At 73.0% G+C, this 25,860-nt stretch carries 18 protein-coding genes; 10 read left to right on the top strand and 8 right to left on the bottom strand.

The features are described from left to right. Nucleotides 1-114 precede the first annotated feature (114 nt). The gene (locus ACWDYJ_RS14210; RefSeq protein ID WP_451565790.1) at nt 115-975 is read right to left on the bottom strand and encodes an esterase/lipase family protein; all 861 of its coding nucleotides are present in this window, start codon (nt 973-975) and stop codon (nt 115-117) included. Between the two features lie 205 nt (nt 976-1,180). On the opposite strand from ACWDYJ_RS14210, the gene ACWDYJ_RS14205 reads away from it, so the two are divergent. After that, nucleotides 1,181-2,287, top strand: coding sequence for a hypothetical protein (locus ACWDYJ_RS14205; protein WP_451565789.1), 1,107 nt, complete (start codon nt 1,181-1,183; stop codon nt 2,285-2,287). A gap of 19 nt (nt 2,288-2,306) precedes the next feature. Here the strand turns inward: ACWDYJ_RS14205 and ACWDYJ_RS14200 are convergent, their stop codons facing one another. Together ACWDYJ_RS14200 and ACWDYJ_RS14195 are read right to left on the bottom strand one after the other, a co-directional pair. Continuing rightward, nucleotides 2,307-3,329: a DNA polymerase Y family protein gene (locus ACWDYJ_RS14200; protein WP_451565788.1), complete on the bottom strand. Its 1,023-nt coding sequence runs from the start codon at nt 3,327-3,329 to the stop codon at nt 2,307-2,309. Further along, the gene (locus ACWDYJ_RS14195) at nt 3,326-6,850 is read right to left on the bottom strand and encodes a DNA polymerase III subunit alpha (RefSeq protein WP_451565787.1); all 3,525 of its coding nucleotides are present in this window, start codon (nt 6,848-6,850) and stop codon (nt 3,326-3,328) included. The genes ACWDYJ_RS14200 and ACWDYJ_RS14195 overlap by 4 nt, the downstream gene beginning before the upstream one ends. 170 nt (nt 6,851-7,020) lie before the next feature. On the opposite strand from ACWDYJ_RS14195, the gene ACWDYJ_RS14190 reads away from it, so the two are divergent. Further along, a complete protein-coding gene (locus ACWDYJ_RS14190) occupies nt 7,021-8,175 on the top strand; it encodes a DUF3533 domain-containing protein (RefSeq protein WP_451565786.1) in 1,155 nt (384 codons plus the stop codon). Nucleotides 8,176-8,639: 464 nt separating this feature from the next. On the opposite strand, the gene ACWDYJ_RS14185 is transcribed toward ACWDYJ_RS14190, so the two are convergent. Beyond that, nucleotides 8,640-10,295 (bottom strand): amidohydrolase, encoded by a 1,656-nt coding sequence (locus ACWDYJ_RS14185; protein ID WP_451565785.1) that lies wholly within the window; start codon nt 10,293-10,295, stop codon nt 8,640-8,642. A 78-nt stretch (nt 10,296-10,373) separates the two neighbouring features. Next, the gene (locus tag ACWDYJ_RS14180) at nt 10,374-11,765 is read right to left on the bottom strand and encodes a purine-cytosine permease family protein (RefSeq protein WP_451565784.1); all 1,392 of its coding nucleotides are present in this window, start codon (nt 11,763-11,765) and stop codon (nt 10,374-10,376) included. Nucleotides 11,766-11,910: 145 nt separating this feature from the next. On the opposite strand from ACWDYJ_RS14180, the gene ACWDYJ_RS14175 reads away from it, so the two are divergent. The 8 genes from ACWDYJ_RS14175 to ACWDYJ_RS14140 all read left to right on the top strand — a co-directional run bounded on the left by ACWDYJ_RS14175 (nt 11,911) and on the right by ACWDYJ_RS14140 (nt 23,549). Beyond that, nucleotides 11,911-12,513 carry a TetR/AcrR family transcriptional regulator gene (locus ACWDYJ_RS14175; RefSeq protein WP_451565783.1) on the top strand — a complete coding sequence of 201 codons (603 nt, stop codon included), beginning with the start codon at nt 11,911-11,913 and terminating at the stop codon, nt 12,511-12,513. Nucleotides 12,514-12,728: 215 nt separating this feature from the next. Then, entirely contained in the window at nt 12,729-13,619 is an 891-nt protein-coding gene (locus tag ACWDYJ_RS14170; RefSeq protein WP_451565799.1) for an alpha/beta fold hydrolase, read from the top strand. 231 nt (nt 13,620-13,850) lie between these two features. Beyond that, nucleotides 13,851-14,015 carry an FxSxx-COOH cyclophane-containing RiPP peptide gene (gene fxsA / locus ACWDYJ_RS14165; RefSeq protein WP_451565782.1) on the top strand — a complete coding sequence of 55 codons (165 nt, stop codon included), beginning with the start codon at nt 13,851-13,853 and terminating at the stop codon, nt 14,013-14,015. Between the two features lie 29 nt (nt 14,016-14,044). Continuing rightward, on the top strand, nt 14,045-16,312 hold the full coding sequence (fxsBH, locus tag ACWDYJ_RS14160; protein ID WP_451565781.1) for a radical SAM/SPASM protein FxsBH, inactivated beta-hydroxylase extension form: 2,268 nt from the start codon (nt 14,045-14,047) through the stop codon (nt 16,310-16,312). Then, nucleotides 16,309-17,142 carry an aminoglycoside N(3)-acetyltransferase gene (locus ACWDYJ_RS14155; RefSeq protein ID WP_451565780.1) on the top strand — a complete coding sequence of 278 codons (834 nt, stop codon included), beginning with the start codon at nt 16,309-16,311 and terminating at the stop codon, nt 17,140-17,142. The genes fxsBH and ACWDYJ_RS14155 overlap by 4 nt, the downstream gene beginning before the upstream one ends. 43 nt (nt 17,143-17,185) lie before the next feature. Continuing rightward, on the top strand, nt 17,186-18,592 hold the full coding sequence (locus tag ACWDYJ_RS14150; protein ID WP_451565798.1) for a TIR-like protein FxsC: 1,407 nt from the start codon (nt 17,186-17,188) through the stop codon (nt 18,590-18,592). Then, on the top strand, nt 18,576-22,565 hold the full coding sequence (gene fxsT, locus ACWDYJ_RS14145) for an FxSxx-COOH system tetratricopeptide repeat protein (protein WP_451565779.1): 3,990 nt from the start codon (nt 18,576-18,578) through the stop codon (nt 22,563-22,565). The genes ACWDYJ_RS14150 and fxsT overlap by 17 nt, the downstream gene beginning before the upstream one ends. Before the next feature lie 87 nt (nt 22,566-22,652). Beyond that, a complete protein-coding gene (locus ACWDYJ_RS14140) occupies nt 22,653-23,549 on the top strand; it encodes a DUF4231 domain-containing protein (protein ID WP_451565778.1) in 897 nt (298 codons plus the stop codon). A gap of 52 nt (nt 23,550-23,601) precedes the next feature. Here ACWDYJ_RS14140 and ACWDYJ_RS14135 read toward each other — a convergent pair whose 3' ends face one another. The 3 genes from ACWDYJ_RS14135 to ACWDYJ_RS14125 form a co-directional block, all read right to left on the bottom strand. Beyond that, nucleotides 23,602-24,081: a hypothetical protein gene (locus ACWDYJ_RS14135; protein ID WP_451565777.1), complete on the bottom strand. Its 480-nt coding sequence runs from the start codon at nt 24,079-24,081 to the stop codon at nt 23,602-23,604. Between the two features lie 91 nt (nt 24,082-24,172). After that, nucleotides 24,173-25,057 (bottom strand): S1 family peptidase, encoded by an 885-nt coding sequence (locus ACWDYJ_RS14130; RefSeq protein WP_451565776.1) that lies wholly within the window; start codon nt 25,055-25,057, stop codon nt 24,173-24,175. After that, entirely contained in the window at nt 25,054-25,803 is a 750-nt protein-coding gene (locus ACWDYJ_RS14125) for a DUF1684 domain-containing protein (RefSeq protein WP_451565775.1), read from the bottom strand. The genes ACWDYJ_RS14130 and ACWDYJ_RS14125 overlap by 4 nt, the downstream gene beginning before the upstream one ends. Between the last annotated feature and the right edge of the window lie 57 nt (nt 25,804-25,860).

The raw sequence follows: 25,860 nt of genomic DNA, 5'->3' as shown, positions 1-25,860 counted from the left end.
GACGACAACCTGGGGGTCCCCCCGGCCGGAGGCTGGGGGATGAGCGTGCGTGCCAGGCCCCACCGGCCAGGAGGGACTTTGACGACACGACCTAGTGCGGTGGCCGCCTGCGCGTCAGTCGAACACCGATGCGCAGGTGGTCCGTTCGGCGTTCGCCGGGTCGAGTGCGTTGAGGGCCTCGTGCCAGGCGAGCCGGTCGGTCAGTCCGATGGCCACGTGCTCGGAGAAGTCCAGGACGCACAGGTCCTGGAGTACGACGTTGCGTACGTCCGGCCCGTCGAGGAACTGGCTCCGGTACGGCGTGACCACCTGGTCGTACTTGGTCGAGATCACCGTGTACTTCACCCCGGGGACGGTGTCCCCGCCCTCGTTCAGCCGGGTGATGAAGGGGGATCCGGCGATCTGGTCGGCTAGCCCCGGTGTCGCGGTGCTGATCAGGTCTTCGGCGCCGGGGAAGTACGGGAGCAGCCGGGTCAGTCCGAGCAGGTCGGTGCCGTGGTTGTCGGGGGCGAGCCCGACCAGCGCGTTGACCTTGTCGGCGCCGCCGAGGAACTTCAGGTAGTGGCGCGGCATCATGCCGCCCTGGGAGTGCCCGACGATGTCGGTCTCCGCGGCGCCGGTGGAGGCCAGCACCTTGTCGACGAAGGCGTCGAGCTGGCCGGCGGACTTGTCGATCGGCCCGAGCCCGTGGAAGAAGGGCACGCCGGGCAGTTGGCCGTAGTCGAGGGAGTAGACGCAGTACCCGCGGTGGACCAGGTACGGCGCGAAGCCCAGCCAGTTGTCGACGGAGTTGCCGAAGGTGCCGTGGACGAGGACGACGGGGCGCGGGTGCGCGGCGGACGGTTTGCAGGACCAGTTGTTCCAGCCGCTGCTGGAGGCCGACGTGGCCTGTGCGGTGCCGGTCGGGGCGACGAGGGCCGCGGCGGCGAGGGTGAGGACGGCCAGCGGGCGGAGCAGGCGTCTCCAGGGCAGCATCGTGTGATCTCCTCGCGGGTCAAGGGGAAGGGGATGGGGATAGGTCCCGTGATCCGGATCACATGGGGGGCTGCTGTCGCCAAATTACGGGCGAGTAGCAGGAGTGGGAAGTTACGCGCGGGTAAAAAATCCCGCGTCGACCCTGGCTCCAGCCCGGCTCCGGAACAATGGACGCCCCTTGACCCCCACGTGAGGTGATGCAGCCATGCGCAGCGCTCCCGGCGCCGGCACCGCCCTGGCCACCCCGTCGGCCCTGGCGGCCGACCCGCTGGTCGCCGCCGTCACCGAGGCCGCCGTGGACGTCCTGCGGCCGGAGGCGGAGCGGACCGCCGAGGCCGGGGTGCCCCGTACGCACCTGGAGGCACTCGCCGCCTGCGGCGCGTACGGGCTGATCGGATACGAACCGCGGGCCGCGAGCGGACTGACGGGGCGTCAGGTGGTCCGTGAGGTGCACGAGGTGCTGGCGGCCGTGGACCCCTCGACCTGGTTCGTCTGGACCCAGCACGTCCCCGCGGTGAAAGGGCTGTCGAAGGCTTCCGGCGCGGCCGGCGGCGCGCTGCGCGACGCCTGGCTGCCGGCCCTCGCGCGCGGCGAGCGGCGCGCCACCGCCGGCTTCGCCTTCCTGCGCCATCCCCGCCCGCCCGTCACGGCGCGGCGGGTCCCGGGCGGGTGGCGGCTCACCGGGCGCATGCCGTGGGTGACCGGCTGGGGCCTGGCCGACGCGGTGTACGTCGGCGCCGTGACCCCGGCCGACGAGGCCCTCTTCGTCCTGGTCGACTGCGCCCCGGGCGGCGGCCTGTCCGCCGCCGAAGCGGACCCGCTGTGGGCGATGGGCGGTACGCACACGGCCGCCGTCGAGCTGCGCGACGTCCACGTGCCGGACTCCCGGGTGGTCGGCCTGGAACCGCGGGCCGACTGGATCCGGGCCTACGACCTGGAGAACGCCGACGCCCAGCCCGCCGTCTTCGGCCAACTGCGCGCCACCGCCGACTACCTGCTCCAGTCGCCCCCGTACGAGGAACTCGGCCTGCGCGTCGCGCGGAAGACCGCCCGGCTGCGCGCCGAGGCCTACGCCCTGCGCGACGAACTCGCCCCGGGCGAGGGGACCGAGGCGCGCGTGACCCTTCGGGCCGCCGCCCTGGACCTGGCCGTACGGGCGGCCGCTGCCTGCGTGGCCGTGGCGGGCGGCCGGGCGGTCCAGTACGGGCACACCGCGGGCCGGCTCTCCCGCGAGGCCCAGTTCCACCTGATCCAGGCCCAGACCGGCCCGCTGCGCGCGGAGACGGCCCGGCTGATGCTGGACGACCTCTGAGGAACCGCTACCCGGTGAGTCAGGCGGAAAGCGCCCCGGAGGGGAGCCGGGCCCCACATCCGAACGTCGCCGCCGGCCGGACCGTACCCGCGCCGAAGCGGGCGTTGGCGCGGTCGATGGCGGCCTCCACCGTCAGGCGGGACTCGCGGACCGGGTCCAGCGAGATCTGGCGGGCCACTCCCTCGGCGCCGGTGAGGTCCTCGGCGCGGAGCACCAGGCCGGTCAGCCGGGCCCGTTGCAGGCCTGCCGCGTCCATCAGCCGGTACGCGAGCGTGCGCAGGTCCTCGTCGTGCGCGGAGGGTTCGGTCAGCCGCCGGGACTTCTCCCACCGGGCGCCGTCGGCGAACCGCAGGGTCAGGGACAGGGACCGGGCGGCCTGGCCGCGTTCGCGCAGGGTCGCGCCGAGGCGGACCACCAGGCCGAGCAGCGCGGCCCGGGCGTGGGGCCCGTCCAATTCCTGGCGGGTGAAGCTGCTGCGGACGGCGGCCGAGGAGGGCAGGTCGCGCGGGGTCACCGGCCGGGGGTCGATCCCGCGGGCGCGCTCCGCGACCAGCCGGCCGGCCCGTTTGCCGAGGATCCGCTCGACGACGCCCGGCGGGACCTGGGTGATCGCCCCGACGGTGTGCAGCCCGTACCGGCGCAGCGCCTCGGCCTGCCGGGTGCCGAGCCCGTACAGCGCCTCCACCGGCAGGGGTCCGAGGAAGCCGGCCACGGCCGCCGCGTCGTCGGAGATGGCCAGAATGCCACCGGGTCCCTGGACCTGCGCGGAGGCCATCGCCGCCACCGCCCAGCTGCCGGCGACGCCGATGCGGACGTCGGTGCCCAGCCGGGCGACCGTACGCAGCCGCACCACCTCGGCGATGCGCGCGGCGTCGGCGCCGAAATACCGCTGGGCGCCCCGGACCTGGACCAGGGCGGCCCGCGGCGGCAGCGCCTGCACCACCGGGGAGAACTCGCGCAGCAGCTCCAGCACCTCGCGGTAGCCCTCGGCGGGCAGGGCGGGGGCGCAGCGGACGTGCAGGACACCGGTGTTGCCGTTCATCCCGCGCTCCCCGGGCTGGAGTGCCACAGCTTGCGTCCGGTCGCGGCGCGCTCCCCGGGCGGCTGGAGGTCGGCCCACGGGTTCATCTCGTAGCCCGTCGGCAGGTGGATGCGGCGGCCGTTGTCGGCGGATCCGGAGGGGACCTGCGGCTCGGCCAGCCGGGCCGTGACCGCTTCCAGGCCGCTGCGCTCGCGCAGTTCGGCCAGCTCGGCGAGGTCCCAGGCCGCCGCCCCGACCACGCTCAGGCTCTGCGGGCCGCGGCGCTGTACGACGCCTCGTACCAGCAGCAGGAAGGAGTGGAAGACGGTGTGCGCGCAGGCTTCCTGGCTGTCGTCGAAGAAGGCGAGGTCGACCAGGCCGGTGCCGTCGTCCAGGGTCGTGAAGACGACCCGCTTCCCGGACCGGATCGGCGGGGTCTGGGTGGCCGCCTTGGCCCCCGCGACCAGCACCGTCCGTCCGTGGCCGGTGGCGCGCAGCCTTCGCGCCGGGATCACGCCCAGCTCGGCCAGGAAGGCGTGGTGGTCCTCCATCAGGTGTCGGGAGGTGTCCATGCCGAGGACGCCCAGCTCGGCGCTGAGTCGTTCGGCGTCGGTCAGGTCGGGCAGCCCGACGGGGGCGGTGGACCGGCCGCCGCCCAGGGGCAGTTGGGCCCCGTCACGGGTTCCCGCGGCCCGCTGGGCGCCGTGCAGTTCCGTCAGGTGCAGCAGCAGGTCGCGGCGGTTCGCGCCGAAGGCGTCCAGTGCTCCGACCTGTGCCAGGCGCTGGGAGACCGGCAGGCCGGGGTGGGCCCGCTCCCAGAAGTCGCGCAGCGAGGCGTACGGCTGTCCGGCCTCGATGCGCCGCGCCTCGGCCTCGCTGATGCCGTGGACGTCGGACAGGGCGAGCCGCAGCCCCCACTCCCTCCCCCCTCGACCGGACACCAGTTCGATGTGGTGGGCGGTCGCCGACCGGTTCACGTCCAGCGGGAGCACCGGGACGCCCCGGCGCCGCGCGTCCGCGAGCAGCAGCCGCTTCGGGTACATCCCGGGGTCGTGGGTGAGCAGCCCGGCGTAGAAGGCCGCCGGGTGATGGGCCTTGAGCCATGCCGACTGGTAGGTGGGCACGGCGAAGGCCACCGCGTGCGCCTTGCAGAAGCCGTAGCTGCCGAAGGCCTCCACGATCTCCCAGGTCCGGCCGATCACCTCCGGCGAGTAGCCGCGCTCGCCCGCCGTCGCCGCGAACCAGACCTTGATCCGCCCCTGCGACTCGGGGTCGGACAGCCCGCGCCGCACCCGGTCCGCCTCGTCCCGTCCGCAGCCGGTCATGACGTGCACGATCTCGATGATCTGCTCGTGGAAGACCACCACCCCGTACGTCTCGCTCAGCGCCTCGGCCAGGTCGCGGTGCGGGAAGCGGACCGGGGCCCGGCCGTGCCGGGCCTCGATGAACGGCCGCACCATGTCGGCGGCCACCGGCCCCGGCCGGAACAGCGAGATGTCGACCACGAGGTCGTGGAAGGTAGACGGCTGGAGCCGGCCCACCAGGTCGCGCTGGCCCGGGGACTCGATCTGGAAGCAGCCCAGCGTCTCGGCCGAGCGGATCAGTTCGTACGTCGGCTCGTCGTCCGGCGGCACCTGCGCCGGGTCGTCCAGGTCGAGTTCCCGCCCGGTCGTGCGCCGCAGTTCCGCGACCGCGTGCGCCATCGCGGACTGCATCCGTACGCCCAGCACGTCGAGTTTGAGCAGCCCGAGGTCCTCCACGTCGTCCTTGTCGAACTGGGACATGGGGAAGCCCTCCCCGCTGGTGGGGACCACCGGGGTACGGGCGAGCAGCGAGGCGTCGGAGAGCAGCACCCCGCACGGGTGCATGGCGATCCCGCGCGGCAGCCCGTCCAGCGCCTCGACGAGTTCCCAGAGCCGCCCGTGCCCCTCCCCGGTCTCCTCGCGGACCTCCCGCAGTTCGGGCAGCTCCTCCAGCGCCGCGCGCGCGTCGCGGGCCCGGATGTGCGGGAAGGCCTTGGCGAGCCGGTCGACGGCGGCCGGCTCCATGGACAGGGCGGCGCCGACGTCGCGGATGGCGTGGCGGACCCGGTAGGTCTCGGGCATGGAGACGGTGGCGACGCGCTCGGCGCCGAAGCGGGCGATGATCCGGCGGTAGACCTCCAGCCGGCGGGCGGACTCCACGTCGATGTCGATGTCGGGCAGCACGCGGCGGCGCTTGGACAGGAAGCGTTCCATCAGCAGGCCGTTGGCGACGGGGTCGGCGTGCGCGATGCCGAGGAGGTGGTTGACCAGGGAGCCGGCGCCGGAGCCGCGCGCGGCCACCCGGATGCCCATCTCCTTGATGTCGTCCACCACCTGAGCCACGGTCAGGAAGTACGAGGCGTAGCCGTGGCAGGCGATGATGTCGAGCTCGTGGTGCATCCGCTCCCAGTACGCGCGGTCGTCGGCGTAGCCGCGCAGCACCATGCCCGCCGCGGCGCGGGAGGCGAGCACCCGCTGGGCGGTGCGGTGGGCGGCGCCGACGAGGCGGGCCTCGGGGAAGTGGACGGAGCCGATGCCGAGATCGTCCTCGGGGTCCACGACGCAGGCCTCGGCGGTGTCCCGGGTCCGCGCGAGCAGCCGGCGCGCGTCGGCGGGGCGCAGGCCGGCCGCCTGGGCGATCCGGTCGGCGGCCTCGGCCATGGCGGCGGCGGGCTTGAGCCAGCGCTCACCGCTGTCGAGGGGCCCCCGGGGGTTGACGGGGACGAGCAGGCGGGCCGCGTCGAGGACGTCGGCGACCGGGCCCTGGCCGGGGTCGGCGTACCGGACGGCGTTGGTCAGTACGGCCGGGACGCCCTGTTCGGCGGCGAAGCCGACAGTACGGGCGGCCAGCCGCAGCGAGCCGGGGCCGGTCCCGGTGCGGCCGTGGTGGACGGCCTCCAGGCGCAGGGCGTCGCCGTAGATCTCCCGCCAGGGCGCGAGCAGCCGGGCCGCCCGGTCGGGACGGCCCGCGGCGAGCGCCCGGCCCACCTCGGAGCCGGGGCCGAGCAGCACGAACACGCCGTCGCCGCGCAGGGCGTCCCAGGGCAGCAGCGGCTGCGCGCCGCCGCCCGCGCCCGCGTGGGCGGCGGTGACCATCCGGCACAGCTCGGCCCATCCGGCGGCCCCGTCCCGGGCCAGGAAGACGGCCCGCGCGGCGGACTCGTCCACGAACGCCCCGCCCTTGACGGGGTTGCGCCGCCGGTACGAGGCCTCCTCGGCCCCGGCCGCGCGGCCGTCCGTACGCGGATCAGCGCCGCCGGGACCGCCCGAACGGGCGGCGGGCGCCGCAGGGGGCGAGGGGGCGGGCGGCACGGCGAGGTTCACCCCGAACAGCGGCCGGATCCCGGCCCCGGCGGCGGCCCTCGCGAACCGCACCGCGCCGGCGAGGGTGTCTCGGTCGGTCAGGGCGAGGGCGTCCATGCCCCGGTCGGCGGCGCACTCCGCCAGCCGCTCCGGGTGTGAACCTCCGTAGCGCATGGAGAACCCGGAGACGGTGTGCAGATGCGTAAAACCAGGCACCCGTGGCCCTCCTGCCTCGCTCGATACACCCACACGCTCTTCGCCCCTCCCCTCTCTCCACCATAGAGCAATTCGAATACACGTGCGAAACGCTTGTTCGAGCACTCTCCGGTCATCCGTTCGGCCCACCCCTGCTGCGTCCCGACCCCGGTGCGCCGAGCGTGGGAGCCATGACCCAGCCCAGTGCAGAGCGCGACGCAGGTCCGTCCGACGGCTTCCTCGCCGAGGTCAAGGACGCCGTCACCACCCGGGCAGCCCTGCTGGTCCTGGGCGTACTGGTCCTCCAGCTGGCCTTCATCACCTCCTACATCGGGGCCTTCCACCAGCCGAAACCGAGCGAGATCCCGATCGCCGTGGCCGCCCCCCTCGCACCGGTCGCCGAGCAGTCCGCGCGGCGGCTCGGCGCCCTGCCCGGCACACCGCTCGACCCCCGCGTGGTCAAGGACGAGGCCGAGGCCGTCCAGCAGATCGAGAACCGCGAGGTGGACGGCGCGCTGATCATCGACCCGGCCGGCACGACCGACAGGCTGCTCGTCGCGGGCGGCGCCGGGGCCGCGCTCTCCCAGGCCGTCGAAGAGGTCGTCGGCCTGGCCGAGAGGAGCCAGGGGCGCACCGTCCAGGTCACCGACGTGGCCCCGGCCGCCGCGGGCGACGGGCGCGGCCTGAGCTCCTTCTACCTGGTCGTCGGCTGGTGCGTGGGCGGCTACCTGTGCGCCGCGATCCTCGCGATCAGCGCCGGCGCCCGACCCGCCAACTCCGCCCGCGCCGTCATCCGGCTCGGCGCGCTGCTCGTGTACGCGCTCGCCGCCGGACTGCTCGGCGCGGTCATCGCCGGCCCGGTCCTGGACGCGCTGCCCGGCTCCCTCATGGGCCTGTGGGGGCTCGGCACCCTGGTCGTCTTCGCGGTCGGCGCGATCACCCTGGCCTTCCAGGGGCTGGCGGGCGTGGTCGGCATCGGCCTGGCGATCCTGCTGGTGGTGGTGTTCGGCAACCCGAGCGCGGGCGGCGCCTACCCGTACCCGCTGCTGCCGCCGTTCTGGCAGGCCATCGGGCCGTTCCTGCCGCCGGGCGCGGGTACGTACGCCGCGCGCTCCATCTCGTACTTCAAGGGCAACGACGTGGGCGGGGCGATGCTGGTGCTCGCCGCCTGGGCGGTCCTGGGCTCGGCGGTCACCCTGGCCTGCGCGGTCTCCCGCAAGGGCCGGCCGGGCCCCGCGGTGGGCAGCGGCCTGCCCGACGACGCACCGTCGGTACCCCGCTTCGCGGCGGAGCCGCCGGGGCCCGGAGAGGCGTCGGGGCCCGGCGAGGCGTCGGCCACGCGCTGAACGGCGGCCCCGAATTCCGCAACCGCCAGGGCGGCGGCAAGGTGGTTGCGAAACCGGGCCGGCCGGGTCCGGGACGCGCAGGATGCGGGCGACGAGATCGGCGCGGCGTCGTAGCACCGCAAGCGCATCTCCTCGCCCCTGGGTGCCGGTACTCGACCACCCGCATCCCCGGCCGCCGGCTCGGACTGCGGACCGCCCGGCCGCCCACCGGCAGTGCCACCGCCCGGCGGCCCGGCCGCTTGAACACCGCGCCGTCCGCCTCGGCCGTCAGCTTCCCGTACACGAAGCCCACCGGCCGAGCCCCTGCTTCCGGGCCACCCGGCGGGGAACGGCCACGCTCTCCCCGGCCTGCGCTCCACCCGCGCGCCGTACGGCCCGGCGGGCGATGACCGTCCGCGCCCCGCTCCCCCGCGCACCACGTCGTCAGACCGATCACCGCGAAGGCCGGCGGTACGGCGGTTGACTCACCCCATGACCCGGTGGACGATCTCGCCCGCCACCACCACCGTCTCGGCGACCGTGCCCGGGATCTCGTCCGCCGGGACGGCGAGGATGTCCCGGGACAGGACCACGAAGTCCGCGGCCTTGCCGACCGTCAGGGAACCCCGCTCCCCCTCCAGGAAGTTGGCGTGGGCCGAGCCCATCGTGTAGCCGTACACCGCCGTCTCCACGTCCACCGTCTCGCGCGGCTGCCACGGCTCGCCTCCCTCCAGCGGCCTACGGGTCACCGCCGTGTAGATCCCGATCATCGGGTCCATCTCGGCCACGTTCCAGTCGCTGGAGAAGGCCAGGACGGCCCCCGCCTCGTGCAGGCTCCGCATCGGCCAGGCTTTGTGCCACCGCTCCTCGCCCACGTTCTCGGCCCAGTCCTGGCCGGGACCGGCGATCTCGGGCGCGCAGTGCCTCGGCTGCATGCAGGCCACCACGCCCAGCTCCGCGAAACGCGGCACGTCCGCCGGGTCCAGGCACTCCACGTGCACCACCTGGTGGCGGGCGTCGCGCGGGCCGTTCACCGCCCGTGCGTGCTCCACGGCGTCCAGGACGGTACGGATCCCCCGGTCACCCGTGGCGTGCACGAAGCACTGGAAGCCCCGCGCGTCCAGCCTCGCCAGCAGCTCGGCGAACTCCTCGGCCGGATAGAAGGTCCCGCCCCGGTGGTGGCGGCAACCGGCGTACGGCTCCAGCAGCGCGGCCGTACGCGGCTCCACCACGTCGTCGATGTACAGCTTGAGCGGGCCCACCCGGAGCCGGTCCCCCGCGTACCTCCGGGCGGCCACCGCGAACGCGTCGAGCTCCTCCCCCGTCGTGCCGCGCGGGTGGAACAGCGCGGCGACGATCCGTGAGCGCAGCCGGCCCTCGGCCCGGGCCCGCTCGTAGAGCTCCAGGTCGTCGAGGGAGTTCTGCGGCTCGACCACGGTGGTGATGCCGAAGCCGATGGCGGCGTCGAGGCTCTTCACGAGCCGCCCGTACTGCCGGTCCGGCGCCGCCCACGGCACGCCCAGCTCCCGCAGCGCCCGGTGGCCGTCGCGGGAGAGTCCTTTGACGGCGAAGTCCTTGATGAACCCGGTGGGTTCGCCGGTCTCCGGGTCGGTCGCGGCGGTGCCGAACGGCAAGTCCGTACTGTCACACGTCACACCAAGGCGTCGCATGGCAGCCGTGTTCAGCCAGGCCGTGTGCACGTCGTACGAGAGCACGATCGCCGGGATGTCCCGGGTGACCGGGTCCAGGTCGGTCGCGGACGGCATCCGCCCGCCCGGGATCGCGGAGTAGTCGAAGGCCTCCGCCTCGATCCACTCGGCGTCCGGGTGCCGCGCCCGCCAGGCCCGGATGCGTTCGTGGATCTCGTCAAGCGTCCGCGCTCCCGCCAGCTGCACGCAGTCCGCGTCGGAGCCGAGCCGGACGTGGTTGTGCGCGTCGATGAACCCGGGCAGCACGAGCCGGCCGCCCGCGTCGATCCGCTCGGTGTCCGGCCCGGCCCAGGCGCCGGCCCCGGAGTCCGCGCCCACCCAGACGATCGTGCCGTCGTGCACGGCGAGGGCCTGCGCCTCGGGCAGGGCGGGGTCCACGGTGTGGATCCGGGCTCCGGTGAGCAGCAGGTCGGCCGGAAAGGGGTGTGACATGTGATCGTGCTCCATGGGGTGTGACGTTCTGCCTAGGGCGTTCTACCTACGGCGTTCTGCGTACGACGTGACGTGTGATCAGGCGGCCGGTGCGTACGCCGAGGTCCTGCGACGGGCGAGGGCCCAGTAGGTGAGTCCGGAGACGACCGAGCCGAGCAGAGTGAGGTCGGCGCCGCCGAGCGGGGCCACGAGCGGCCCGGTCCACAGTTCCGAGTCGCAGGTCAGGGCGGCGAAGACCATGCCGGCGAGCAGGGCGGCCACTCCTGCGGGGTGGTAGCCCGCGCGGTACCAGTAGGCGCCCGCGCTTCCCTCGTGCAGCGCCTCGGCGTCGTAGTGGCAGCGGCGCAGCAGCATGTCGGCGAGGAAGACCCCGCCCCAGGGCGCGAACACGATGATCAGCAGGGAGAGGAAGGTGAGCAGCGAGGTGGTGAAGTCGGTGAGGAAGAGCGCGCCGAGCGACCCGGCGGCCGTCACGGCGCCGCTGATCACCAGGGCCCGGGCCCGGTTCCACGGGATGCCGAGGACTTGGAGGTTCAGGCTGGACGAGTAGAGCGTGATGATCGAGTTGGTGACGGACCCGCCGAGCACGAGGGCCAGGAACAGCGGCTGGAACCATCCGGGCAGCAGGCCCTCGGCCCCCGCGACCGCGTCGCTCATGTCGGTCTGGGTGGCGGCGGCGACACCCGCGACGCCGAGGGCCACGGAGGAGACGAAGCCACCGAGGGCGCCCATCCAGGTGATCGACTTCAGCGAGGTGGTCCGGGGCAGGTAGCGGGTGTAGTCGGCGGGCATCGGCAGGTACGAGAACGGCCCGGCCAGCATGACCACGAAGGCCAGGCTCCAGCCGGACAGGCCCGCGGCGGCGGCCGGGGCGGAGGTGTCGGCCCCCGGCAGCACGAGGACGAGCAGGACGCCGAAGCCGGCGGCGAGGACGTAGGCCATCCACCGTTCGGCGAACTGGACGGTGGCGTGGCCCCACAGGGCGACGGCGAAGGTCAGTGCGAGGGTGACGCCGAGCGCGACAGCCCGGGCCGTCGCGCCCTCACCCAGGCCGACCCGGGCGAGGAACACCTCCAGCGCCAGGGTGCCGACCACGGTGTTGACGATGGTGTAGCCGATGCTCACCACCCAGTTCAGCACGCCCGCGGGGAGGTTTCCGCGGACGCCGAAGGCCGCCCGGGAGACGACCAGGGTGGCAGTGCCGGTGCGGACGCCGGCGAGGCCGGCGGCGCTGATGGCGAAGAAGGACAGTCCGCCGACGACGACCACGGCGGTGGCCTGCCAGAAGGAGAGCCCGAAGGCGACGGCGAGTGCGCCGTTGATCACGTAGGTGAAGGTGAGGTTGGAGCCGAACCAGAGCCAGAAGAGGTCCCTGGCACCGCCGTGGCGTTCCGCGTCGGGAATGGGGTCGATGCCGTGTGTCTCGACCCGGAACACCTCATCGATGTCCGCCGTCTCCTGCTGCGCCATGGCACACCCCTGATGTCGGTCCGCTGAACCTTGAATGACGTTCTAAGTCCTTGAACGGCATTCAAGATGCGCGCCGGATGGGCACGCCGTCAAGACCCCGGCCGGGATAGGGTCGGGCGCAGGGAAGATCCGGAGGGCGGGACAGGTGGCGGCAGCGGCACGGCGGCGCGACGGGCGGATCGCCCAGGAGCGGATGCTGGAAGAGGCCATGGCGGCGATCGCCGAGGACGGGCTCGCGGCGCTCACGATGTCCGCGCTCGCCGAGCGGCTCGGCACCAGCGGCGGCCACATCCTGTACTACTTCGGCAGCAAGGACCGGCTCCTGCTGGCAGCACTGCGCTGGAGCGAGGACCAACTCGCCGCCGATCGTGCCGAGTTGCTCGGCCGCCGGGTCACCGCACCACGCAAGCTCGCGCTCTTCCTGGAGCTGTACCTGCCGCACGGCCCGCGGGATCCGCGCTGGACGCTGTGGATCGAACTGTGGGCGCGCACCGCCTCCAACCAGCCGCTGAAGGCGGCCCAGGAGGAGATCGACGAGGGCTGGCAGCGCGACCTGGAGGCGCTGCTCGCCAAGGGCGTGGACCAGGGCCGTTTCGCCGCGATGGACGCACCGGCCCGTGCCTCGGAACTGCTGGCCCTGCTGGACGGCCTGAGCACCCGGGTCGTACTGGGCCAGCGCGGAGCTGACCGCGCCGGAGCCCTGACCCACGCCCGCGCGGCGGCGGCCCTTCTCATCCCGCACCTGTGACCGTGCAGTGTGACCCGTGACCGTGGCCTGTGACCGGTGCCTTGCGCATCGTCGCGGCCACAACCCAGCAGACCGTCCCCTCCCCAGGGGCACCAAGACCCCGGCCGCGCATCGGGTTCACGTGTGGTGGTCTACCGCATTGTCCGCCCCGAGAGCACAATCACCCTGACTCGTCGCGTCGAACTGCGGAGGGGAGGGAGCGCGTGCGCCATGAGGTGCGCACCCCGGACGGGCGCACTCTGACCGTCGAGCGCTGGGGCGACCCGGACGGCAGACCCGTGTTCCTCCTCCACGGCACCCCCGGCAGCCGCCTCGGCCCGGCCCCCCGGGGCATGGTCCTCTACCAGCGGCGGATGCAGCTCATCGCCTACGACCGCCCCGGCTACGGCGGCTCCGACCGCCACCGGGGCCGCACCGTCGCCGACGTGGCCCAGGACGTGGCCGTGATCGCCGACTCCCTGGGCCTGGACACCTTCGCGGTGGCTGGCCGCTCGGGCGGCGCCCCCGGCGCCCTGGCCTGCGCCGCCCTGCTGCCCGACCGGGTCACCCGGACGGCGGCATTGGTCCCCCTCGCGCCCCGGGACGCGGAGGACCTGGACTGGTTCGCGGGGATGGCCGCCTCGAACGTGCGGGAGTACACCACCGCCTCCGACGACCCCGAGGAGCTGGCGGCCCGGCTCATCCCCCGCGCCGAGGGCATCCGCAGGGATCCCGGGCGGCTGCTGGACGAGCTGCGCCGGGAGCTCACCGACAACGACCGCCTGATCGTCTCCGACGCGGGACTGCGCTCGATGCTGCTGCGCAACTACCGGGAGGGGCTGCGCACCTCCGCCTGGGGCTGGATCGACGACGCCCTGGCCTTCAGCAGCCCCTGGGGCTTCGACCCGGCCGACATCCGCTGCCCGGTGCTGATCTGGCACGGGGAACTCGACGTGTTCTCCCCCGTCGGCCACTCCCGCTGGCTGGCCCGGCGCATCCCCGGAGCGACCGCCACCATCGACCCGGCCGCCGCCCACTTCGCGGCGCTGCGCGCGCTGCCCGACGTACTGAACTGGCTCCTGCGCGCGCTCCCGGCGCCACCGCTCGGGGAGCAGCAACCCGCCTGAGCCCGCCCGCGCCCGCCCGAGTGGCTCCGCCCGGGTGACATGGATCCGGCCTTCCGGCAAACGGCCGAATTCCCCACCTCGGGAAATGCGCCGCGCTTTCCACGGAACGCTTGACCAGGCGTCATGTCTCGGTTGCCAATGGGGGGTGGACGAGTAAAGTCCACGCTTGACACCCGCGACGCGCGGGTGTCGTCCCCGCCCCTTTCAGATGGCCTCTCCGAGGACGGTGTCGTGAACACTTCCGCAACCCCCCCGACCAGCACGGTCAAGGACCGTCGGGTCCCGCTGGCGCAGATCGACGTCCGCAGCGCGTCCGCGGCCGCGGCGCTCGGCCGCGTGCTGACCTCGGAATCCGGCCGTCACGTTCAGACACCGATGTTCAACTCTGCGCTCTGACGCCGAAGTACGCGCTCTAGACTGGTGGAATGACCGGCCTGATCGCATTTCGCGAGATCGTTTTGAAGGTTCACAGCAGATGCGATCTTGCTTGTGATCATTGCTATGTCTACGAACACGCAGATCAGAGCTGGCGAGCCCGGCCGAAAGTGATCTCTCCCGGGGTCATTTCCCAGACCGCGTCGCGGCTCGCCGAACATGCCCGTGACCATGCGCTCCCCTCTGTCACGGTGATCCTCCACGGAGGGGAACCCCTGTTGGCGGGCACCGCCCGACTCCGGCTCGTCTGCGAGGAATTCACCCGCGCGCTCGCGGGTACGGCCGCCCTCGATCTGCGGATCCACACCAACGGGCTCCAGCTCACCAGCCGTTACCTGGACCTCTTCGCCGAGTACGGCGTCCGGGTCGGCATCTCCCTCGACGGGGACCGCGCCGCCAACGACCGCCACCGCCGCTTCGCGGACGGCCGCAGCAGCCACCCGCTGGTCCTGGCCGCCGTCGCACTGCTCCGTTCGGGTCCCTACCGCCACCTCTACCAGGGCCTGCTGTGCACCGTGGACGTGGCCAACGACCCCGTCGCCGTGCTCGACGCCCTCGTACGCCTGGAGCCTCCCCGGGTCGACTTCCTGCTGCCCCATGCCACCTGGGAGACCCCGCCGGCCCGCCCCGACGGCGCCCCGGACGCGTACGCGCGCTGGCTGCTGCGGGTCTTCGACCACTGGGAGCGCCTGGGTCGGCCGGTGCCCGTACGGCTCTTCGAGTCCGTGCTGTCCACCCTGCGCGGCGGGCCCAGCCTGACCGAGTCGCTGGGGCTCGCGCCGAGCGACCTCGTCGTCGTCGAGACCGACGGGACGCTGGAGCAGGTCGACTCCCTCAAAACCGCCTACGAGGGCGCCGCGGCCACCGGGTTCAACGTCTTCGACCACGCCTTCGACCAGGTCGCGGCCCATCCCGGGGTCCGCGCCCGGCAGCTGGGGCTGGCGGGCGTCAGCGCTGCGTGCCGCCGGTGCCCTGTCGTACGTTCGTGCGGAGGCGGGCTCTACACCCACCGCTACCGCGAGCAAGGCGACGCGGGCGGCAGCTTCGACCACCCTTCCGTCTACTGCTCCGACCTGCGCGAGCTGGTGGACGGGGTCGAGGGCCGTACGGCGGCCCGGGAGGCCGCTCCCGAACTGGCCGACCCGGCCCGGCTCGCCCGCTCCCAGGAGGAGCTGACCCGCGTCCTGCTGGCCCGGCTCCACGCCGATCTCGCGCGCGACCCCGACTGGGCGCGGGCCTGGGAGCTGCTGGCCGCGGTGGAGCGGGCCGGGGACGCGGGCGCCGACGCGCTGGACTCCGTACTGGACCACCCCTTCACGCGGACGTGGATCGTGGCGGCCCTGGACGCGGACGCGGCGCCCGAGGGGCGGGTGGACGGCCCCGAGGCGGCGCGCAGGCTGGCCGCGCTGACGGCCGCCGCGGTGCTGCGCGGCGGGCTCGGCCTCCCGGCCGAGGTCGCCTACCGGGACGGGGAGGTGTACCTGCCGACGCTGGGGCTGCTGCGGCTCGGCGAGCCGGGCACGGACGGGCGCGCCACACTGCGTGCCACCGACGAGGGGTACGCCGTACGGGACGGGCGCGCCGAGCACCACTTCGGTCCGGCGGGGGACGCGCGGTGGCTGCCGGTACGGACCTGGTCGCCGGGGCCGGACGCGGCGCCGGTGGCGCTGGAGGACCTGGACCCGTACCGCAACTGCTTCGCCCGCCCGCCCCGGCTGCGACTCGGGGCCGGGGAGGCCGACGCGTGGCGGGAGCGGCTCGACGCGGCCTGGGCGCTGCTGCACCGTACGGTCCCGGAGTTCGCGCGTGCGGCGGGCGCCGGGCTGAGCACGCTGACCCCGCTGGCCGGCGGGCCGCGGGCGGGCGGCTGGGGGGAGGCCGGGCGGCACGGGCCGGGGGCGCTCGGGGTGCCGTACGGGGCCGGGGTCCGGGAGACGGCGCTCGCGCTGCTGACCGGGCGGCGGCGGGCCCGGCTGCGGGCGCTGACCGAGGTGGCCGACCTGTACACGCTGGACGGCGCCTGGGAGCACCCCTCGCCGTGGCGGGAGCGTCCGGTTCCGGTGTCCCGGCTGCTGGCCGACGTACACGAGCGGGTCGCGGTGGAGGCGTACCGGCGGGCGACGACCACGCACGAGCCGGGCGGGGCGGACCGCATCCACCGGGCCCTGGACCGGCTGGCGGAGGCGGCCGAACTGACGGTGACGGGCAAGCGGCTGGTGGCGGAGCTGCGCTGGGAGCTGAAGACGGTGGACGCGTGACGACCTCCGCCGACGTCGACGCCGCCGGCGCGGCGCGGCCCGGCGTCCTGGCGCTGGCCGTGCAGTTGCGGCTGCTGGGCGTACGCCCGCGCGCGCGGCTGCTGGTGCACGCCTCGCTCGGCGGCACCGGCCTGCGCGCCGAGGTGCTGCGCGACGCCCTGACCGGGGTGCTCGGCCCGCACGGCACGCTGGTGGTGCCCGCCTTCACTCCGGAGAACTCACTCACTTCGGGCGCGCACCTCGCCCGGATCTCGGGGTTGGCGGAGCCGGAGGTACGGGCCTTTCGCGCGCGGATGCCCGCCTTCGATCCGGCGCGCACCCCGAGCCAGGGCATGGGCGCTTTCGCCGAGGCCGTCCGTACCGCGCCCGGCGCGGCGCGCAGCGCCCACCCGCAGACCTCTTTCGCCGCGCTCGGCGCGGACGCGCACCGGCTGTGCTCCGGCCATCGCCTGGAGAGCCATCTGGGCGAGGACTCCCCGCTGGGGAAACTGTGCTGGGAGGGGGGACAGGTACTCATGATCAATGTGGGATTTTCCGCCTGTACGGCTTTCCATCTCGCGGAGTACCGAATTCCGAAGCCCCCCTTGCGCATGTACGACTGTGTGGTGAAGGTGAACCTTCCGGAGGGGCCGCAGGGGCGTCAGCAGGGGGAGGAGTGGACCGCGTACGAGGACGTGTCGCTGGACGACAGTGATTTCGCGGAGATCGGCAGGGCCTTCCCCGAATCCCGGGTGCGCAGGGGGCGGGTGGGAGGGGTGTCGGCCGCGCTTTTCCCGATTCCGGATGCCGTCGATCACGCACTGGACTGGATGACCGAAAACAGACGCTGATTGACTGAACGACGAGGGGAAGTGGCGAAGCAGCTCCGGAATGATGTTTCTTCGCTCGCATCTTCGGGACGGGGGTCGTGTGCCCGCATCAGTGCAGCCTTATTTTTTTCTCAGTTATGCGCATACACCGAGATTCGGTGCGGGCGGTCCCGACCCCGACATGTGGGTCGAGCGCCTCTTCCGTGATCTCTGCAGCCATGTCATGGCGCTGACCGATCTGCCCGCCGGTTCCGAAGCCGGCTTCATGGACCGGGAGATACGCAACGGCGAGGGCTGGTCGGAACGGCTCGGGGCGGCGCTCGCCACGTGCCGGGTCTTCGTCCCCCTGTTCTCGCCGCGCTACTTCGCCAGCGAGATGTGCGGGAAGGAGTGGTTCGCGTTCGCGCAGCGCGCCATCCACCACGGCGCGGTCAGCAACCAGCCCGCCGAGGCCATCGTGCCCGCGTTATGGGTTCCCGTTCCGCCTTCCCACATGCCGGGCCCGGCCGAGCGGTTGCAGTTCAACCACAACACCTTCGGCGAGCGCTACGTCACCGACGGCCTGTACGGGCTGATCAAACTGCGCGGTTACGCCGAGCAGTACGAGCGGGCCGTGTACGAACTCGCCAAACGCATCGTCCGGGTCGCCGAGACCGTCCGCCTCGACCCCGTCCGCCCGGTGGACTACCGGGTGGTGCCCAGCGCGTTCGGCCCCACCGGCAGCCCCACCCGCACGCTCCACGTGACCGTGGCGGCCGCCACCCGGCACGATCTGCCGGAGGGCCGCAGCCCCGAGTACTACGGGGAGAGCGCGCTGGAGTGGAATCCGTACCACCCCGTCTCGCAGCGGCCCATCGCCTATGTCGCCGAGGACCTCGTCAAGAACCTCAACTACCAGACCACGATGTCCTCCTTCGACGACGAGGCCGGGCACTTCGACAGCAAGCAGCCGCCGACCCGGCCGGAGATCCTGATCGTCGACCGGTGGGCGGTGGAGGACGAACAGCGCCGCCGGCGCCTGGCCGCCTTCGACCAGGAGTCACGGCCGTGGATCAACGTGGTCGTGCCGTGGAACCGCTACGACCACCAGAGCCGTGCCAAGGAGGCCGAGCTGGCGCGGCTGCTGGAGGAGACCCTGCCCGTCAAGATGGGCCAGGGCCGGGCCGCGTGCCGGGCCGCCGCGAACGGCGTGGCCAACATGGAGACGCTCGGGCAGATCCTGCCGCAGGTGGTCGAGGCGGCGGCCCAGCAGTTCCTCAGACACGCCCAGGTGTACCTGCCGGCCGGCAACACCCCCACCGAACGCCCGCGGCTGCTCGGCCCGATGGGGATGGGAGCGCCGCCCGCCCCGCCACCGGCGCCCTTCCCGCCCGACGCCGAACGCGGGCGGCACGGACTCCACGGGCGCGACGACGGACACAGCGACATCAACGACACCGACCGGGGGGACGCGGATGACAGCGAGTCGTGACAGCCGAGAGGGACGCATCGTCACCTTCTATTCGTACAAGGGCGGAACCGGCCGGACCATGGCGCTGGCCAACACCGCCTGGATCCTGGCCGCCAACGGCAAGCGGGTGCTCGCCGTCGACTGGGACCTGGAGGCACCGGGCCTGCACCGGTTCTTCCACCCCTTCCTGGACCCCTCCACACTCGGGGCCACCACCGGGATCATCGACCTGATCAGCGAGTACGCCTGGGCCGCGACGAGCCCGGTGCAGCGCGCCGACGACTGGCACAAGGACTACGCGCGGATCCAGCCGCACGCCGTCTCGCTCACCCCGGAGACCCTGGGCTGGGAGTTCCCGGACGGCGGCACCCTCGACTTCGTCTCGGCGGGCCGGCAGAACCGCGAGTACTCGGCGACCGTCTCCACCTTCGACTGGGACAACTTCTACGACCGCCTCGGCGGCGGGCTCTTCTTCGACGCCTTACGCGCCGACATGAAGCGGAACTACGACTACGTCCTGATCGACAGCCGCACCGGCCTGTCCGACATCGCGGACATCTGCACCGTCCACCTCCCGGACGTCCTCGTCGACTGCTTCACCCTCTCCGACCAGTCCATCGACGGTGCCGCCTCCGTCGCCCGGCAGATCGACGAGCGGTTCAACGACCGCGGCATCAAGATCTACCCGGTCCCGATGCGCATCGACGAGGGCGAGAAGGAGAAGGCCGACGCGGGCCGGGCGCTGGCCCGGATCAAGTTCGACCGCTTTCCGGGCGGCCTCGCCGGGGAGGAACTCACCTCGTACTGGGGCGCGGTGGAGATCCCGTACCGCCCCTACTACGCCTACGAGGAGACCCTGGCCACCTTCGGCGACGAGGCCGGGCTCACCAACTCCCTGCTCTCCGCCTTCGAACGGCTCACCACCGTGGTCACCGAGGGCGAGATCACCTCCATGCCGGCCATCGGCGACGAGGTCCGGCTGCGCATCCGCGACGCCTTCACCCGGCGCCGCCCGGCGCTGCCCGCCGACCTGTTCCTCTCCTACGTCGCCGAGAACCGGATGTGGGCGGACTGGATCGAGTCGGTGCTCACCCGGGCCGGATTCCGCGTGGTCCCCAAGGACGTCTCCGCCGAGCGGGCGCCCGGCGGAGCCGTGGGCGGCGCCGCGGGCGACACCTTGGGCGGGGCCGGCATCAGCATCGACACCGCCGCCCGGACCGTGGTGCTGCTCTCGAGCGCCTACCTGAAGTCCGCGCGGGCGGTGGACGTGTGGAACCGGGCCGCCGCCGAGGACCCGACGGGCGGCCGGCGCCAGCTGGTGCCGCTGCGGGTGGGCGACGTACGCCTCGCCACGCCGTACATCGACCGCAATCCGGTGGACCTGTTCCGGCTGGACGAGGTGCACGCGACCGCCGCCCTGCTGCGGGCCGTGGAGCGGCCCATGGCGCTGCCGGACAGCGTCGCCAGCGCCTCGCAGCCAGGCCCGCGCTTCCCGGGAACGGTCCCGAAGATCTGGAACGCGCCGCCCCGCAACCCCGGATTCACCGGGCGCAGCATCGTGCTGGAGCGGATGCGCGACCAGCTCGGCGGCGGGATGGCCGTGGTGCTGCCGCAGCCGCAGACGCTGTACGGGCTCGGCGGTGTGGGCAAGACGCAGGTGGCGCTGGAGTACGTACACCGGTTCATGGCGGACTACGACCTGGTGTGGTGGATCTCCTCGGAGCAGACCGACGACGTGGTCGCCGCGCTCGCGGAGCTGGCCGTACGGCTCGGCGCGCAGGCCGGGGAGGACATGTCGGCCGCGTCCCTGGAGGCGATCGACCTGCTGCGGCGCGGGGTTCCCTCCGCGCGCTGGCTGCTGGTCTTCGACAACGCCGACGATCCCGAGACGCTGAAGCGGTTCTTCCCGCCGGGCGGGCCGGGGCACGTGCTGGTGACCTCCCGCAACCAGTCCTGGTCGCAGTACGGGGACGCGCTGCCGGTGGACGTGTTCCTGCGCGAGGAGTCCATCGAGCACCTCCAGCGCCGGGCTCCGGGCCTCACCAAGGACGACGCCGAGCAGGTGGCCGTCGCGGTGGGCGACCTGCCGCTCGCCGTCGAGCAGGCCGGTGCCTGGATCGCGGAGACCGCGACACCGGTGTCCGCGTACCTGGAGCAGCTGGCGCAGCAGGCGGCGCGGGTGCTGGGGCTGAACCAGCCGCCCGGCTACCCCGAGCCGGTCGCGGCCACCTGGAACGTGTCGATCGAGCGGCTGCAGTCCCGCTCCCCCGCGGCGGTACGGCTGTTGCAGCTGTGCGCGTTCTTCGCGCCGGAGCCGATCTCGGCGAACCTCCTCTACAGCAAGGAGATGATCGACGCCCTCAAGCCGTACGACTCCTCGCTCCAGGAGAAGCTGGTGCTGGGCCGGGTGATCCGGGAGATCGGCCGGTTCGCGATGGCCAAGGTCGACCAGGTGAGCAACAGCATCCAGGTGCACCGCCTGGTGCAGGCGGTGATCCGCGCCCAGCTCTCGGAGGAGGAGCAGCGCGAGGCGCGGCACGCGGTGCACCGCATCCTGGCGGGCGCCCGGCCGGACGACGACGAGCCGATAGACAATCCGGAGACCTGGCCGCGGTTCAACACGATCTGGCCGCACCTGAGTCCGTCCGAGGCGCGGTTCTGCAAGGAGCCGGAGACGCGCCGGCTGCTGATCGACCGGGTCCGCTACCTGTGGAAGCGCGGTGACTTCAAGGCCGCGTACCAGTTGGGCGAGGAGCTGCGCGAGGTCTGGAAGGACACGCTCGGCAACGACGACCTCCAGTACCTGTACCTGCGCTTCCACCTCTCCAACATCCTGCGCTCGCAGGGCCGGTTCGTGGAGGCCAAGGAGCTGGACGAGGTCACGCTGGAGCGGCAGCGGACGGCGCTGGGCCCCTCGCACCCGCACACGTACATGACCACCAGCGGTCTGGCGATGGACCTGGGCGCCCTCGGCCGGTACGGAGAGGCGATGGAGCTGGCGACGGCCGCGCACGAGGGCTTCGGCCAGATCTTCCACGAGGCGCATCCGCGCACGCTGGCGGCGGCGAACAACCTGGCGCTGAACCTGCGCATGGTCGGGCAGTACGCGCGGGCCCGGGAGATCGACCAGGAGGTCTTCGACCGGCGCACCGAGGTGCTGGGCCCGGACCACCCGTACACCCTGTCCTCGGCGCAGAACCTGGCCCGGGACCTGCGGGAGGTGGGCCGCTACGACGACTCCGTGCAGTTGCTGAGCCGGGCGTACGAGATCTACAAGCGGCAGCTGGGCCGGGCCTTCCCGGGCACGCTGGCGGCGGCGAAGAACCTGGCGGTGTCGCTGCGGCGGGCGGGCGAACTGGAGGACGCGCTGCGGCTCACGAGCGCGACCCGCAACCGCTACCGGGCCAAGTACACCTCGGTCAACCCCGACCTGCTGGCCTGCGAACTGAACCTGGCCGCCGACCTGTTCGCGACCGGCGATCCGGGCGCGGCACGGGCTCTGGCACAGGAGGTGGTGGACGAATACATCAAGGTGCCGGGCGAGCGGCACCCGTACACGCTGGCCGCGGTCAACAACCTGGCGGTCTTCCACTGGGGCACGGGAGCGGCGGAGACCGCCGACCTGCTGCTGCGGCAGACGATCACCACCATGCGCGAGGTACTGGGCGACAACCACCCGCACACCATCTTCGCCCACCTCAACCTGGCCAACGCGCGGGCCGACCTGGGCGATCCGGAGGGCGCCCTGGAGCTGGAGCGGACCGCGGTGATCCGGCTGCGCGAGGCCCTCGGGGCGCATCACCCCGAGACCCTGGCGAGCGCGTCCAACATGGCGGTCAGCCTGGACATGATGGGCCGCAAGGAGGAGGCGGCCCGGGTGCGGGCGGAGGCGGTGGCCGAGCTGACGCGGCTGCTCGGGGAGGAGCACGGTCTGACCCGGTACGCCCGTGACGAGCGGCGGGTCCACCGGGACCTGGAGCCGCTCGCCGTGTGATCCGACGGACGGACGGCGGGGGCCCCGCGGTCGTGGAGCCCCCGCCGCCCGCCACCCGACAGCAGGGGGAGCGCTGTGAGCGACAGCATGACCTTTCGCAATGAGGACCTGCCGGCCCTCTTCCACCACACCGACCAGGCGGCGATCTCCCGGCAGCGGGAGTCCACCCAGGCCACGCGGGCGCAGTTGATGCTGCTGGTCGCGGCCGCGGGCGCCGCCGCCCTGCCGACCGGGCCCGCCGTGGGCTCGCTGCGGCTCTTCGGGGCGCTGAGCGCGCTGGCGTACGCGGGGGTGCTCGCCGTGGGCCTGCGGGCGTCGCGGCGCCGGGCCCGCCCGCAGTGGCAGCTCAACCGCAGCGCGGCCGAGTTCATCAAATCGCTGGCCTGGCGGTACGCCGTGCACGGGGCGCCCTTCGGCAGTGAGGTCGCCGGCGCGCAGGAGTTGTACCGGACGCGGCTGGAGGCGGGCCTGGACGAGCTGCGCAAGATGGGCTGGCGCGATCCGCGGGCCGCGGGCCTGGTGCCGGACGGCGGGGAGATCACCGGGGCGATGCACCGGCTGCGCGGGCTGGACTACCAGGTGCGCAGGGAGACGTACGTCCGGGACCGGCTCATCGAGCAGCGCAACTGGTACCAGCGCAGGACGGAAGGGTCCCGGCGGGCGACTGCGCTGTGGTCGTGGACGATCGTGCTGCTGACGTGTCTGGCGCTGCTGTTCGCCCTGTTCGGGGCGTTCGGTTCGGGGCCGGCACCGACGCTGACGGCGCTGCTGAGCGCGGCGGCGGCGGCCGGGATCGCCTGGAACGAGGTCCGGCGCCACCATCCGATGATCGAGGCGCACACCCTGATCGAGCAGGACCTGTCGGCGATGATGGTCGTGATGCAGACGACGATCACCGAGTCGCAGTGGCCGTCCGCCGTCTACGAGACGGAGCGGTACGTCTCCCCGCAGCACACGGACTGGCTCGCCCGGCACAGCAGTTGATCAGAAGCAGCGTTGATCAAACGGCACACGAGAGTGTGACCTGTGACATTGCTCAGTCACGGGTCACACCTTCACGCCAGATGACGGTGACCGGCTTTCCGAGCGCCCGCGCGTAGGCCACGATCTCGCCGGTGCCGCCGTGTCCGCGGGCCGGCAGGCCGTCCCAGACCGCGACGAGCCGGTCGCAGGAGTCGGCGATGTAGGTGCCGGCCGCGTAGTAGGCCTCGTCCGTTGAGCGGGGAAAGGCCATCCGCACCTCCTGGGTGGCACGGCGCTTGAGCCGCCGGTAGCCGGCCAGGGCGTCCGGGTCCTCGAAGGTCTCCTCGTAGTCCCCGCTGGGGATGACGACCGTGAGGTCGGCGCCGCATTCCAGGGCGATGTCGGCGAACAGCTGGTCCGCTCCGTCCGCGAGGCTGGACAACACCTCCAACGGCCCCTGGTGGGCGCCCAGTACGGACCTCAGGCCCTGTTTCACATGGCCGAGCACCTCGGTCGGAATCGACCGGTGTCCGCTCACGCCGATCCGTTTCATACGGAAGCTGCCTCCCCCGTGGACACGAACGCCCTGGACATCCTCCCAGAAGGCGGGAGGACGTCCAGGGGTGCGAACGGGGGCGCGTGGGCTAATAGACGCTGACCCCGTAGGCGTTCAGGGCTTCGACGACGGGCTGGAAGAAGGTCGTGCCGCCCGAGGAGCAGTTGCCGCTGCCGCCGGAGGTGAGGCCGACCGCGCGGGTGCCGGAGTAGAGGGGGCCGCCGCTGTCGCCGGGTTCGGCGCAGACGTTGGTGCGGATCATGCCGTAGACGATGTCGCCGCCGCCGTAGTTGACGGTGGCGTTGAGTCCCGTCACCGAACCGCTGTGGGTGCCGGTGGTGGAGCCGCGGCGCTTGACGGACATCCCGACCGTGGCGTTGACGGCGCTGGTGATGTCCTGGCCGCCGACGGTCCCCGGCGGGACCGGCGAGTTGCTGGCGTACTTGATCAGGCCGTAGTCGTTGTTCGGGAAGCTGGAGCCGGTGGTGGAGCCGAGCACGTTGGTGCGTCCGGAGTTGGTCCACCAGGTGCCGGCGCCGTCGGTGCAGTGGCCGGCCGTGAGCGCGTAGTACTGGCTTCCGCTGCGGACGTTGAAGCCGAGGGAACAGCGCCATCCGGAGGCGTAGATGGCGTCGCCGCCCGAGGCGAGCTTGGTGAGCTTGCCGGGGGTGCGCTCGATCTTCAGCGCCTTGGCGTCGGCTCCTGCCTCGCGGCGGATTTTGGCGAGGTCCGCGGCGGAGACGGTGGAGTCCGCCGTGACCACGAGGGTCCCGGTGGCGGTGTCGGTGTGCCAGGCGGTGCCGGCGACGTCGGCGCGCAGGACGGATGCCTCGGCGGCGGCGAGCCGGTCGGCGCTCAAGGCGCCGCTCGGGGTATCGGCGTTCGCCACTGTGGGTGCTGCCAGGGCCGCGACGGCGGCCAGGCCGGTGGCGGCCGCGAGCAGCCTGGTACGGGTGATGCTCTTGATCCTCACGTTTCGTCCTCCGTGAAGGTTCGGGGGCTCGGCGATCGTGGGGGTGCCGCAGCCCGTGAGGCGCAGTCGGAAGCACGGCGAGCGCTTGCATTTTCGCCGTGCCCCTGACAAGCACTGTCGGGAGTGTGGTGGCGTCGGATACCGGTCGCAAGAGCGCCTTTCAGCCGTCGTTCGCCCGGCGCCACCGCGAAGGGGAGGCCGGTGGTATCGCCGAAGACTGCGCGGAGGCTGCCGTCTTCCTCGTCCACGGCGACCTGGAGCCCGTGCTCGGCGCCCTCGAAACGGAAGCTCAGCTCGCCGCCGAGCCCCAGGCCGGGCGCCCGCCCGTCGGCGTTCTCCACCTGGACGGTCCGGCCCTTGCCGTACGGCTGGAAGTGCCCCCGGAGCGCGAAGGAGGGGGCGTACGGGGTGGCCTCGATCCCAGGGAAGGCCCGCCCGGTGCCCGAGGCCGGGTCGAAGACGCGTACCGAGGGCGGGCCGTCGTCGGCCGTGAGTACAACGTCACCGGTGAGGGGTGAACCGTCGAACTGCACGCTGTCCTTGGCCGCAGCCGTCAGCGCGATCCCGCCGCCGGTGGGGCGCCAGTGCCCGGGAACGGCCGGAATTCGACCTTCCGGGTCTTCGGACAGTACGTCGGTGAGCCAGTGCGTGCCGGTCGGCGCGAGCGGTCCGTAGGGGGCGGACACGGTGGCCACCCGACGCTCGTGCCACGCTTGCCAGGCTTTGATTGCGTCGTCGTCACTCATGCCGCTCACCTTTTCCACTCCGGCCCGGACGGGAACCCTGCGGTACGCCGTCCGGGC

It is taken from the genome of Streptomyces sp. NPDC003042 (assembly GCF_053591315.1).
This window is presented reverse-complemented; position numbering and strand designations above follow the sequence as displayed.